This is a genomic window from Streptomyces sp. NPDC085937 (assembly GCF_044540535.1).
Lineage (GTDB): Bacteria > Actinomycetota > Actinomycetes > Streptomycetales > Streptomycetaceae > Streptomyces.
Window position 1 is genome coordinate 17,554 of sequence record NZ_JBITSH010000025.1, and the last position, 11,811, is coordinate 29,364.

An 11,811-nucleotide genomic window follows, 5' to 3' on the forward strand; every position below is an offset into this window, starting at 1 on the left:
CTCGGATTCAGTCGACGTAGGTGAGGCCCAGCTCGGCCAGCGGGCCGCGCATGCCGTACATGTCGAGCCCCAGCTCACCGGCGCGGAACCGCTGCCGCTTGCCCTCCTCCGCCGCCTCGCGCCGCGCGGACGCCTCGGCGACCTCGGCGGCGCGGGCGGCGGGGACGACCACCACGCCGTCGGCGTCGGCGACGACCACGTCACCAGGGTTGACCAGCGCGTTCGCCACGACGACGGGAACGTTCACCGACCCCAGGGTGGCCTTGACCGTGCCCTTGGCGTTCACCGCCCGGGAGAAGACGGGGAAATCCATCCCGCGCAGCTCGTCCACGTCACGGCAGCCGCCGTCGATCACCAGGCCCCGGGCGCCCCGGGCGCGCAGCGAGGTGGCGAGCAGCTCGCCGAAGAAGCCGTCCTCGCTCTCCGTGGTGCAGCCGGCGACCACCACGTCGCCCTCGCGCACCTGCTCGGCGGCGACGTGCAGCATCCAGTTGTCGCCGGGCTGGAGCAGCACGGTGACCGCGGTCCCGCACAGCCTCGCGCCCTCGTACACCGGCCGTATGTAGGGGCGCATCAGGCCGAGGCGGCCCATCGCCTCGTGTACGGTCGCGACCCCGAACCGCGACAGGGCCTCGACCGCGGCCGGGTCGGCGCGGTCGACGGTCCGGTGGACGACTCCGAGGTGGTGCATGGTGCGGCTCCTTGCTTCAGGGGGCTCGTGCCCCGCGGGGGACGGGCGGGTCAGCGGCCCTGGGCGGTGAGACGGGCGTCGAGGCGGGGGTAGACCCGCCGCGCGTTGCGCTCCTCGACCGCCGTCAGGTCCTCGGGGGGCAGGCCCGCCTTCTCGACGTAGCGGCGGGTGTCGTCGAAGTGGTGGCCGGTGCGCGGGTCGACGCCGCGCACCGCGCCGACCATCTCGGAGGCGAACAGCACGTTCTCGACGGGCATCACCTCCAGCAGCAGGTCGATGCCGGGCTGGTGGTACACGCAGGTGTCGAAGAAGACGTTGCGCAGCAGCGTCTCCTCCGGCTCGGGCCGGCCGAGCGCCTGCGCCAGCCCCCGGAAGCGGCCCCAGTGGTACGGGACCGCGCCGCCGCCGTGCGGGATCACCAGCCGCAGGCCGGGGAAGTCGGCGAACAGGTCACCGGTGAGCAGCTGCATGAACGCGGTGGTGTCGGCGTTGAGGTAGTGCGCACCGGTGGTGTGGAAGGCCGGGTTGCAGCTGGTGGAGACGTGCACCATGGCCGGCACGTCCAGCTCGACGAGCTTCTCCCACACCGGGTACCAGGACCGGTCGGTCAGCGGGGGAGCGGTCCAGTGGCCGCCGCTCGGGTCCGGGTTGAGATTCACGGTGACCGCGCCCAGCTCCAGCACCGCCCGCTCGATCTCCGGGACCACGGTGGCCGGGTCCACGCCGGGGGACTGCGGCAGCATCGCGCCGGGGACGAAGCGGTCCGGGTACAGCTCGGACACCCGGTGGCACAGGTCGTTGCAGATCCGCGCCCAGGCGGCGGAGGTGGCGAAGTCGCCGATGTGGTGCGCCATGAACGAGGCGCGGGGGGAGAAGACGGTGACGTCGATGCCACGCTCGTCCATCAGCCGCAGCTGGTTGCCCTCGATCGACTCGCGGATCTCGTCGTCGTCGATCGCCGGTCCCGCGGGATCGGGCGCCCGCAGCGGGTCCGTGAGCGCGGCCACCTGCGCGTCACGCCACTGCCCGAGGGGGGCGGGGGCCGTGGTGTAGTGGCCGTGGATGTCGATGATCACGCGTGCTTCTCCTGACGGGTGGGCGTGGGGTCCCAGACGGATCGGGGGACGAGAAGGTCGCCGGCCATGAGGAGCCGGGCGGTGCGCAGCAGCGCCGAGCGTGTCACCCGCTGCGGGTCGGCGGGGTCGAGGCCGAGCGTGACGCTGAACTCACCGGAGGGGTGCTCGACGGAGACGGTGGGCTCCGCGCCCGACACCCCGGCCGCCACGTCCCGGGCGACGGTGCCCTCGATGACGCAGGCGGTGGCCGCGGTGACGGCGGCCAGCACGCCGATGGACTGGTGGCAGACCCGGGGGATGAGGCTGCGGGTGCTGAGCGTGCCGCCGTGCCGGGGCGGCGCGACCAGGGTCATCTTCGGGTAGTTGCGCCCGCCGACGTCGCCGAGGCCCATGGCCTCGCCGCACACCAGGCGCAGCGCCTCGACACGGGCCCTGAGCGCCTCGTCGGCGTCGATGTCCGCCGGGCTCTCGTAGCCGGTGGCGCCCAGGCGGGCGGCCTCGACGACCACCAGCGGCTGGCCGTTGTCGATCAGGGTGACGTCCACGGCGCCCAGCCCCGGCACCTGCACGGTGTCCCGGGGACGCCCGGTGGGCAGCAGGGCGCCCGCGACGGAACCGGCGGTGTCCAGGAAGCCGATCTCGACCGGGGCGGCGGTGCCGGGGACGCCGTCGATGCGCGCGGCGCCCTCGTAGGCGACGTGCCGGATCCCGGAGGCGTCGGCCGGGGTGGCGACGGTGATCTCGGCGACCATGCCGGTGTTGCGGGTCAGCACCCGGGCCGTCGTCCGGTCCCCGGTGGGTACGACCATGCCGGTCTCCACGGCGAAGGGCAGCACGGCGGCGAGCATGTTCCCGCAGTTGGCCGACGTGTCGACGGTGTCCCCGTCGGGCTGTACCTGCGCGAAGGTCCACTCCACGTCGACGCCGGCCTCCGTGCCCGGGCGCACCAGACCGGTCTTGCTGGTCAGGGGGTGCGCCCCGCCGACGCCGTCGATCTGCCGCGGGTCCGGCGAGCCCAGCGCCGCCAGCAGGACGGCGTCCCGGTGGCCGGGGTCGGCGGGCAGCAGCCGCGCGTCGAAGAAGGGCCCGCGCGACGTGCCGCCCCGCATGAACAGGCACGGGATCGCGGTCTGGGCGCCACGGCGGGTGACCTCGGGGACCCGGGCGGCTGCGACGGCGGACATGGTCGCTCCTTCGGTGGATCGGTCTGGGGGAGTGGGGCGGTGCGAACGTGCAAGGAAGCTAAATCATCAACGAGATTGTTGACAAGATGTTCCGACGAAAATGCTCACCTGATGGGATCCCGGTGCCGTGGCCTCCGGACCGCGCACTAGGGTTCTTCCAGCGAGGGCCGCCGGGAACGGACGACGGAAGACGAGGAAGAGGTCGACGGAGTGACGGACAAGCTTACGGGCGCTGCCGGCCGCGAGTATGTGGCGAACGCCATCAGGCAGGCCCTGCGCTCCGGGGACCTGGTGCCCGGGCAGCGGCTCGTCGAACTCGAGCTCGCCGAGTCCTACGGCACCACGCGCGGCGCCGTCCGCGAGGCGCTGCAGGACCTCGCGGCCGAGGAGATCGTGGAGATCGTCCCCCGTCGCGGCGCGCGGATCCGGGCGGTGTCCGTCGAGGAGGCCGTGCAGATCACCGAGTGCCGGTCGGCGCTGGAGCAGCTCTGCGCGCGCAGGGCGGCCACCCGGGCCGACGAGGGGCAGCGCGCCGAGCTGGAGCGGATCGGCGCGGACATGCGGCAGGCCGTCGCGGACGGCGCCTGGGACGCGTACTCCGCCCTCAATCAGCGGCTGCACGAACTGGTGATCGAGGCCAGCGGCCAGGAGGTGGCCCGGCGTCAGCTCGAGCGGCTGAACGGGCCGATGGTCCGCTTCCAGTTCCGGCTCGCCCTGCGGCCGGGGCGCCCCGCCCAGTCGCTGCCGCAGCACCTGGCGATCATCGAGGCGGTGGTCGGCGGCGACCCCGAGGCGGCGGCGCGGGCGGCCGCCGCGCACCTGGACGACGTGATCGAACAGCTCCGGTCGTCGGCCGCGCGGACCCCGGTGCCGCGCCGCTGACGGGCGTCGACGCCGGCCTGTACGCGACCGCCCGTCACTACGGAGCGTGATGTTCTGGCCGGTGGCCTCACGGTCCTCCGCGGCCCCCTGGCGTCCGTGGCCGCACGTGGGGCGTACGTCCGCCTCCCGGCGCCCCCCGCTCGCGCTCCCGCGCTCCCGGTGTTTTGCCGACCGCTTCTGACCAGCACTGACCGCCGGGCGATCACTCCCGACGCATTCGGTCGAACGGTTATCGGTCTGTCGTACGACGCCTCATACCAGAGCGCGATGCTGTCCGCACGAGTTTGTCAACTGCCCACCGCACATGATGCGGTGGCGACTACGGTGAGTGTCGGTCGCCCGGCGTGACGGCTCGCGACGGATCATGTCGCAGCACGCCTCGCGCCGAGGGCCGCGTCGTAGGGATCGGGATCAGGGAGCGGGGACCGGCACGTGCAGCCACAAGGCGGACGAGGGAGCCGACGGGGCGAGGGGCTCCGACACCCGGGACCGGCCGGCCCGCCCGGCCCGTCCGGAACCCGGACCGGCGGCGCCGCCGCGCCGAGCGCGGCCGGCACCACGATCGTGGCCCGCACGCCCGACCGCGGCGCCCCCCGGTCCACCGGACCCGGCGCCCGCCGGGGCGGCCCGGCCGGACGGCCGGAGCGCCGCGAGGGCGGACGCCACGGACGGCCCCCCGCCCGCACCACCGCGGGCCTGCCCGAGACGCACATACGGTCCCAGCTCCTCCGGCTCGCCGTACTGCCGCCCGTCGCGGTGGCCCTGAGCGCCTGCGCCGCCGTGCTGTTCACCGTCCGCTCCACCGGCGTACGGCCCGGCGCCTCCCTGTGGGCCGTGCTCGCCGGTGCCACCGCGGTGGCCCTCGCCGGCATCGTCATCGCCGCCGTGGCCGCCGAGCGCGCCGCCCGCTCCGTGCACGACCGTGTCGGCGCCCTGCGCCGGAGCACCGCACGGCGCGAGGCCGACCTGCACGCCCTTGTCGAGACCCTGCGCAACGGCGAGCCGCCGCCCCCGCGCGGCCGGCGCGAGGAACGGCCGGCCGACGGCGACGAGTTCGACCTGCTCGCGGCCGACCTCGCCCGCGCCCACGACGGCGCCGTGGCCGCCGTCGTGCAGGCCGCGCAGCTCTCCAGCCAGGCGGGCAGCGAACAGAAGCTCGAGGTGTTCGTCAACCTCGCCCGGCGTCTTCAGTCCCTCGTCCACCGCGAGATCTCCATCCTCGACGAGCTGGAGAACGAGATGGAGGACCCCGACCTGCTCAAGGGGCTCTTCCATGTCGACCACCTCGCCACCCGCATCCGCCGCCACGCCGAGAACCTCGCCGTGCTCGGCGGGGCCGTCTCCCGCCGGCAGTGGAGCAACCCGGTTCCCATGACCGAGGTGCTGCGCTCGGCGATCGCCGAGGTCGAGCAGTACTCCCGGGTCAAGCTCGTCCCGCCGATCGACGGCACCCTGCGCGGGCACGCGGTCGCCGACGTCATCCACCTGCTGGCCGAACTCGTGGAGAACGCCACGGTCTTCTCCGCCCCGCACACCCAGGTGCTGCTGCGGGCGAACCTCGTCACCTCCGGACTGGCCGTCGAGGTCGAGGACCGGGGCCTCGGGATGCCCGTCGGCGAGCAGGACCGGATGAACGCACTGCTCACCGACCCGGACCAGGTGCACGTCGCCAGCCTGCTGGCCGACGGCCGGATCGGCCTGTTCGTGGTGTCCCAGCTCGCCCGGCGGCACGGCATCCACGTCCGGCTGCAGACCAACATCTACGGCGGGGTGCAGGCCGTACTGGTCGTGCCGCAGGCCCTGCTCGGCGGGGAACCGGCCGCCCTCGCCGGCGCACCGGGAGCCATCGCGCCGCTGTCCCCGGCGGACACCGGCGCGATGCCCACGGCCCGTCACACGCAGGCCCTGTCCGGCCCGCCGGACACCCCGGCGGACAGGTCGTCCGGCAGCTCGGCGGACCTCCTGGCGGACGCACCCGCACCGGGCGCCGGACACGCCGTCGCCCCGGCCCCCACCTCCGCGACCCCCCTGGCCCCGCTCGCGCGGCCCGCACCGGCCGCGTCCCCCGACAACGGTGCCGTACCGCCACCGCTGCCCCTGCGCGGCTCCCGCACCGCACGCCCCACCCCCGCCGAGGCCGTACCCGGCGTCCACCCCACCGGACGCGGCGAGCAGGACACCGCGGGCGACCCGCCGCCCATGCCCTTCGTCCCGCGCGCCACCCCGGTCCGCGGCACCATGGGCAGACCCCAACTGCCCCGCCGCCGCGCCCAGGAGCACATCGCGCCCCAGCTGCGCGACGGGCCCGTGCCCCGGCAGGACAGCGACCACGTCCCCGGCCACGACCCCCAGCTGATGGCCGCCTTCCAACGGGGCATCAGCCTCGCGGAGTCCCAGGCGGAGTCCCTCGCGCCCGCGCGGCCCGCCGTGCCCGCACCCCGCGCCGACCACACCGCCCGGCACGACGGAAGCGCGTCCGCCGGATGACCACCCCCACCGCTCCCGCAGACCTTCGTACCCCAAGGAGTCGATCCACCATGGCGAGCGACGCGCCGACCGCCCAGGTATCCGACCTCGACTGGCTGATGAGCGGCCTTGTGCAACGCGTGCCGCACACCCACAGCGCCGTCCTGCTGTCCTGCGACGGACTGGTGAAGTCCGTCCACGGCCTCGACCCGGACGCCGCCGACCACATGGCAGCCCTCGCCTCCGGCCTGTACTCCCTCGGCCGCAGCGCCGGCATCCGCTTCGGCGACGGCGGCGACGTCCGGCAGGTCGTCGTCGAGCTCGACTCGACGCTGCTGTTCGTCACCACGGCCGGCTCCGGCACCTGCCTCGCCGTGATGGCCGGCCGAGAGGCCGACGCGGCGGTCCTCGGCTACGAGATGGCGATGCTGGTCAAGTCCGTCCGGCCGTACCTGATGACCGCTCCCCGGCAGCAGGGCCTCGAGCCCCCGGCGATGAGGCCTTGAGCGTGCAGGCGGCCGGTGACGGGCCGTGGCTCGACGACGCGGCCGGCCGGCTGGTACGCCCCTTCACGGTCAGCAACGGGCGTACCCGTCCGACCGTCGCCCTCGACCTCATGTCACAGGTACGGGCCACCGGCGCCACCCCCCTCGGCTACCTCGGGCCCGAGCACGCGCAGGCCCTGGACCTGTGCCGCGCACCCGTCCCGGTCGCCGAGGTCTCCGCCCACCTCGGTCTGCCAGTGGCCGTCACCAAGGTGCTGCTGGCGGACCTCGTCGACTGCGGCGCGCTGACCGACAAACCCCCCGTGTTCCACCACAACCCGACGGACCGGGCCCTTCTGGAGGCAGTGCTCGATGGACTACGACGACAGCTCTGACCGGGTCGACGGCGCCGAGCACGGCGACGACCTGTTCCCGACCGCCCTCAAGATCCTGGTGGCGGGCGGGTTCGGGGTGGGCAAGACCACCTTCGTGGGCGCGGTCAGCGAGATCGCGCCGCTCAGCACGGAGGAACTGCTCACCACCGTCAGCGCCGCCACCGACAACCTCGACGGCATCGAGAACAAGGTCGAGACGACCGTGGCCATGGACTTCGGCCGCATCACTCTCGACGCCGAACACGTGCTGTACCTGTTCGGCACCCCAGGCCAGGAACGCTTCTGGTTCATGTGGGACGAGCTGTGCGAGGGGGCCCTCGGCGCGGTCATCCTCGCCGACACCCGGCGACTGGAGGAGTGCTTCGCGGCGGTCGACTTCTTCGAGCAGCGCGGCCTCGCGTTCGTCATCGCCGTCAACGAGTTCGACGGCGCCTTCCGCTACGACCCCGGGGAGGTACGGGCCGCCCTCGACCTCCCGGACGAGGTGCCCGTCGTCTGCTGCGACGCCCGCATCTCCAGCTCCGGCGTGAAGACCCTGCTGACCCTCGTCCGCCACCTCATCGCCCACACCCCCGCCACCCCCACCGGGTACGGCGCCCCCCTGTGATCCCCGCACACCGTCACGGAGCTCGTCCATGAACCACGCCCACCTCCCCGGAGCCCGCCCATGAGCTACGACCCGCCCCGCCCGGCCGGTCGACTGCTGCTCACCCCGGAGGACCGACAGGCCCCGGAACGCGCCCGCAGACTGCGCCGGCTGGGCCTCGGGGAGCACCCCGATCCCGAGCTCGACGCCTTCGCCCGCGGTCTCGCCGAGCTCACCGGGGCGCCGTACGCCGTGGTCAACTTCCCCGGGGAACACGGGCAGTTCTTCGCGGGCCTGCACACCCCGGGCGTCGCCCCGGTCCTGCGCAGCGACGGCACCGGCGCCCTGCTGGGCCGGGCCCTTCCCCGCGACCACGGCTTCTGCCCGCACGTCATCGCGCGTGGCAAGGCGCTGGTGCTGGAGGACGTCGGCGACTATCCGCGGTTCGCGGGCAACGCGGTGGTGGACGAGTTCGGCGTCCGCTCCTACATGGGGGCGCCGCTCATCGACGGCACCGGCATGGTGCTGGGCACCGTCGCGGTCAGCGACATCCGGCCGCGCGGCTGGGGGCAGCCCGGCCTCGCCGCGATCAAGGCGCAGGCCGCCGAACTCGTCGTACGGCTGGAGCGCCGGGAGGGCGACGGGCTGCCGCTGTGAGGCGAGGCGCGCGCCCAGGCCCGGACGGGTGACGCGTGAAGCAAAGCTGTGGCCGCGCTTAAGAAATCCTCGATGGACCGGTGAGGGTGTTGTACGGCAGATTGCAGTCGATTCCACTCCTCTTCCCGGACCGGGCCGCTTCGGCATGCCCGTACCCGGGACTCACCCTCAGGAGCCGTAGCGTTGAAGGCGCTGGTCAAGGAGAAGGCGGAGCCCGGGCTGTGGCTCATGGACGTCCCGGAGCCCGCCGTCGGACCCGGCGACGTGCTGATCAAGGTGCTGCGCACCGGTATCTGCGGCACCGACCTGCACATCCGGAACTGGGACGGCTGGGCCCAGCAGACGATCGACACCCCGCTGGTCCTCGGGCACGAGTTCGTCGGTGAGGTCGTCGAGACCGGCCGGGACGTCCCCGACGACATCAAGCCGGGTGACCGGGTCAGCGGCGAGGGCCACCTGGTGTGCGGCAAGTGCCGCAACTGCCTGGCCGGCCGACGTCACCTGTGCCGCGCCACGGTCGGCCTCGGCGTGGGACGCGACGGCGCGTTCGCCGAGTACGTCGTGCTCCCCGCGACGAACGTCTGGGTGCACCGCGTCCCCGTCGACCTCGACGTCGCCGCGATCTTCGACCCGTTCGGCAACGCCGTGCACACCGCGCTGTCCTTCCCGCTGGTCGGCGAGGACGTCCTGATCACCGGCGCCGGACCGATCGGTCTGATGGCCGCCGCCGTGGCCCGTCACGCGGGCGCGCGCAACGTCGTCATCACCGACGTCAGCGAGGAACGCCTGGAGCTCGCCCGCAAGATCGGCGCGACCCTGGCGCTGAACGTGTCCGAGTCGACGATCGCCGACGGGCAGCACACCCTCGGCCTGCGCGAGGGCTTCGACATCGGCCTGGAGATGTCCGGCCGCCCCGAGGCGATGCGCGACATGATCGCCAACATGACGCACGGCGGCCGCATCGCCATGCTCGGCCTGCCCGCCGAGGAGTTCCCGGTCGACTGGGCCCGCGTCGTCACCTCGATGATCACCATCAAGGGCATCTACGGCCGCGAGATGTTCGAGACCTGGTACGCCATGTCGGTGCTGCTGGAGGGCGGACTCGACCTCGCCCCCGTGATCACCGGCCGTTACTCCCACCGCGACTTCGAGGCCGCCTTCGAGGACGCCGCCGGCGGCAAGGGCGGCAAGGTCATCCTCGACTGGACCGCGTAAGTCATCTGCCTTCCAAGGAGCTTCTGAGATGTTCGACTCCGTGCGCGACGACCTGCGCGCCACCCTCGACGAGATCCGCGCCGCCGGCCTGCACAAGCCCGAGCGCGTCATCGGCACCCCGCAGTCCGCGACCGTGAACGTCACCGCCGGCGGCCGCCCCGGCGAGGTCCTCAACTTCTGCGCCAACAACTACCTCGGCCTCGCCGACCACCCCGAGGTGATCGCCGCCGCCCACGAGGCGCTGGACCGCTGGGGCTACGGCATGGCGTCCGTCCGCTTCATCTGCGGCACCCAGGAGGTGCACAAGGTACTGGAGGCGCGTCTGTCGGCGTTCCTCGGCCAGGAGGACACGATCCTCTACTCCTCCTGCTTCGACGCCAACGGCGGTGTCTTCGAGACGCTGCTCGGCCCGGAGGACGCGGTCATCTCCGACGCGTTGAACCACGCGTCGATCATCGACGGCATCCGGCTCTCCAAGGCGCGCCGCTTCCGCTACGCCAACCGTGACATGGCCGACCTGGAGCGCCAGCTGAAGGAGGCCGCCGAGGGCGGCGCCCGCCGGAAGCTCATCGTCACCGACGGCGTCTTCTCCATGGACGGCTACGTCGCCCCGCTGGACGACATCTGCGACCTCGCCGACCGGCACGGCGCCATGGTCATGGTCGACGACTCGCACGCCGTCGGCTTCGTCGGCCCCGGCGGGCGCGGCACCCCCGAGCTGCACGGCGTGATGGACCGCGTCGACATCATCACCGGCACGCTCGGCAAGGCCCTCGGCGGCGCCTCCGGCGGCTACGTCGCCGCCCGCGCCGAGATCGTCGCCCTGCTGCGCCAGCGGTCCCGCCCGTACCTGTTCTCCAACACGCTCGCCCCGGTCATCGCCGCCGCCTCCCTGAAGGTCCTGGACCTGCTGGAGTCGGCCGACGACCTGCGCGTCCGCCTGGCCGAGAACACCGCCCTGTTCCGCCGCCGGATGACCGAGGAGGGCTTCGACATCCTCCCCGGCGACCACGCCATCGCGCCGGTGATGATCGGTGACGCCTCCCGCGCCGGACGCATGGCGGAGCTGCTGCTGGAACGGGGCGTGTACGTGATCGGCTTCTCCTACCCGGTGGTGCCGCAGGGCCAGGCCCGCATCCGCGTGCAGCTGTCGGCGGCGCACTCCACGGACGACGTGAACCGTGCCGTCGACGCCTTCGTCGCGGCCCGTGCGGAGCTCGACGCCTGACCGTCGCGCACCGCAGCATTTGAGACAATCGGTCGCATGATCGAAGCGCGGCGGCTCCACATCCTCCGTGCGGTGGCGGACCACCGCACGGTCACCGCGGCGGCCGCCGCGCTGTACCTCACCCCCTCGGCCGTCTCCCAGCAGCTCACCACCCTGGAGCAGGAGACCGGCCACCGCCTGGTCGAGCGCGGTGCCAAGGGCGTACGGCTCACCCCGGCCGGGGAGATCCTGCTCAGCCACACCCACGCGGTCCTCGCCCAGCTGGAGCGCGCCGAGGCCGAGCTGGCCGCGTACGGGGCGGGAGCGGCCGGCACCGTCACGGTCGCCGCCTTCGCCACCGGCATCGCGCAGGTCGTCGCCCCATCGGTGGCCCGGCTCGCCCGGTCGGCGCCCGGCATCCGCATCCGGGTGCAGGACGCCGAGGGCGACGCCAGCCTGCCGATGGTCCTGGACCGGCAGGTCGACGTCGCCGTGGCGGTCGAGTACCGGGGGGCGCCCGCCGCCGACGACCCGCGGCTGACACACGTCCCCCTGTACGCCGAGCCGTTCGACGCGGTCGTCCCCGTCACGCACCGGCTGGCCGACGGTCCCGAGGTGCCGCTCGCGGAGCTGGCCAAGGACCCCTGGATCGGCCCGTACCCCGGCAACCCGTGCCACGACGTGGTCGTGCTGGCCTGCGAGAACGCCGGGTTCCAGCCGCGGCTCGAACACTCCTCGGACGACTTCCGCGCGGTTGTCGCCCTCGCCTCGGCCGACGTGGGCGTGGCCCTCGTGCCCCGCTCGGCGCTGCGCGGCATGGACCTCGCGGGCGTGGTCGTCCGCCCGGTCGACGGGGTGGCGCCCACGCGCCGGGTGTTCGCCGCCGTGCGCCGGGGCGCCGAGGGGCACCCCCTGATCCGCCCGGTCCTCGACGCGCTCCGCGCCGCCGCCGAGGACGCCTGAGAGG

Annotated in this window: 12 protein-coding genes; 9 read left to right on the forward strand and 3 right to left on the reverse strand. The window is 73.6% G+C overall.

Going from position 1 to position 11,811, the window contains the following annotated elements:
• Positions 1-7: 7 nt before the first annotated feature.
• Genes ligK through ACIF8S_RS32480 form a run of 3 tightly spaced genes read right to left on the reverse strand, consistent with a single transcriptional unit; the run spans position 8 to position 2,951 of the window.
• The gene (ligK, locus tag ACIF8S_RS32470) at positions 8-691 is read right to left on the reverse strand and encodes a 4-carboxy-4-hydroxy-2-oxoadipate aldolase/oxaloacetate decarboxylase (RefSeq protein ID WP_349794036.1); all 684 of its coding nucleotides are present in this window, start codon (positions 689-691) and stop codon (positions 8-10) included.
• A 50-nt stretch (positions 692-741) separates the two neighbouring features.
• Entirely contained in the window at positions 742-1,767 is a 1,026-nt protein-coding gene (locus ACIF8S_RS32475; RefSeq protein ID WP_400004028.1) for an amidohydrolase family protein, read from the reverse strand.
• The gene (locus ACIF8S_RS32480; RefSeq protein ID WP_400004030.1) at positions 1,764-2,951 is read right to left on the reverse strand and encodes a 4-oxalomesaconate tautomerase; all 1,188 of its coding nucleotides are present in this window, start codon (positions 2,949-2,951) and stop codon (positions 1,764-1,766) included. The genes ACIF8S_RS32475 and ACIF8S_RS32480 overlap by 4 nt, the downstream gene beginning before the upstream one ends.
• Before the next feature lie 210 nt (positions 2,952-3,161).
• Here ACIF8S_RS32480 and ACIF8S_RS32485 point away from each other — a divergent pair, with 210 nt between their 5' ends.
• The 9 genes from ACIF8S_RS32485 to ACIF8S_RS32525 all read left to right on the forward strand — a co-directional run bounded on the left by ACIF8S_RS32485 (position 3,162) and on the right by ACIF8S_RS32525 (position 11,807).
• A complete protein-coding gene (locus ACIF8S_RS32485; protein WP_400004032.1) occupies positions 3,162-3,833 on the forward strand; it encodes a GntR family transcriptional regulator in 672 nt (223 codons plus the stop codon).
• Positions 3,834-4,397: 564 nt separating this feature from the next.
• Entirely contained in the window at positions 4,398-6,320 is a 1,923-nt protein-coding gene (locus ACIF8S_RS32490; RefSeq protein ID WP_400004034.1) for an ATP-binding protein, read from the forward strand.
• Between the two features lie 50 nt (positions 6,321-6,370).
• Positions 6,371-6,805, forward strand: a complete 435-nt coding sequence (locus ACIF8S_RS32495; RefSeq protein ID WP_400004036.1) for a roadblock/LC7 domain-containing protein — start codon at positions 6,371-6,373, stop codon at positions 6,803-6,805.
• A gap of 2 nt (positions 6,806-6,807) precedes the next feature.
• Positions 6,808-7,179 carry a DUF742 domain-containing protein gene (locus tag ACIF8S_RS32500; protein WP_145825029.1) on the forward strand — a complete coding sequence of 124 codons (372 nt, stop codon included), beginning with the start codon at positions 6,808-6,810 and terminating at the stop codon, positions 7,177-7,179.
• Entirely contained in the window at positions 7,157-7,786 is a 630-nt protein-coding gene (locus ACIF8S_RS32505) for a GTP-binding protein (protein WP_400004038.1), read from the forward strand. Before ACIF8S_RS32500 ends, ACIF8S_RS32505 begins: the two co-directional genes overlap by 23 nt.
• 60 nt (positions 7,787-7,846) lie before the next feature.
• Entirely contained in the window at positions 7,847-8,422 is a 576-nt protein-coding gene (locus ACIF8S_RS32510; protein WP_400004039.1) for a GAF domain-containing protein, read from the forward strand.
• 183 nt (positions 8,423-8,605) lie between these two features.
• Positions 8,606-9,637, forward strand: a complete 1,032-nt coding sequence (gene tdh, locus ACIF8S_RS32515) for an L-threonine 3-dehydrogenase (RefSeq protein WP_145824932.1) — start codon at positions 8,606-8,608, stop codon at positions 9,635-9,637.
• Between the two features lie 28 nt (positions 9,638-9,665).
• Positions 9,666-10,865, forward strand: a complete 1,200-nt coding sequence (locus tag ACIF8S_RS32520) for a glycine C-acetyltransferase (RefSeq protein WP_400004041.1) — start codon at positions 9,666-9,668, stop codon at positions 10,863-10,865.
• A 36-nt stretch (positions 10,866-10,901) separates the two neighbouring features.
• Complete coding sequence (locus tag ACIF8S_RS32525) at positions 10,902-11,807, forward strand: LysR family transcriptional regulator (protein WP_400004044.1); 906 nt, start codon at positions 10,902-10,904, stop codon at positions 11,805-11,807.
• Positions 11,808-11,811: the final 4 nt, after the last annotated feature.

What these genes read in the sequence shown, in the direction of transcription:
- ligK (WP_349794036.1), bottom strand. Translation starts at nt 691, where the DNA reads ATGCACCACCTCGGAGTCGTCCACCGGACCGTCGACCGCGCCGACCCG.
- ACIF8S_RS32480 (WP_400004030.1), bottom strand. Translation starts at nt 2,951, where the DNA reads ATGTCCGCCGTCGCAGCCGCCCGGGTCCCCGAGGTCACCCGCCGTGGC.
- ACIF8S_RS32495 (WP_400004036.1), top strand. Translation starts at nt 6,371, where the DNA reads ATGGCGAGCGACGCGCCGACCGCCCAGGTATCCGACCTCGACTGGCTG.
- ACIF8S_RS32505 (WP_400004038.1), top strand. Translation starts at nt 7,157, where the DNA reads ATGGACTACGACGACAGCTCTGACCGGGTCGACGGCGCCGAGCACGGC.
- ACIF8S_RS32510 (WP_400004039.1), top strand. Translation starts at nt 7,847, where the DNA reads ATGAGCTACGACCCGCCCCGCCCGGCCGGTCGACTGCTGCTCACCCCG.
- ACIF8S_RS32520 (WP_400004041.1), top strand. Translation starts at nt 9,666, where the DNA reads ATGTTCGACTCCGTGCGCGACGACCTGCGCGCCACCCTCGACGAGATC.
- ACIF8S_RS32525 (WP_400004044.1), top strand. Translation starts at nt 10,902, where the DNA reads ATGATCGAAGCGCGGCGGCTCCACATCCTCCGTGCGGTGGCGGACCAC.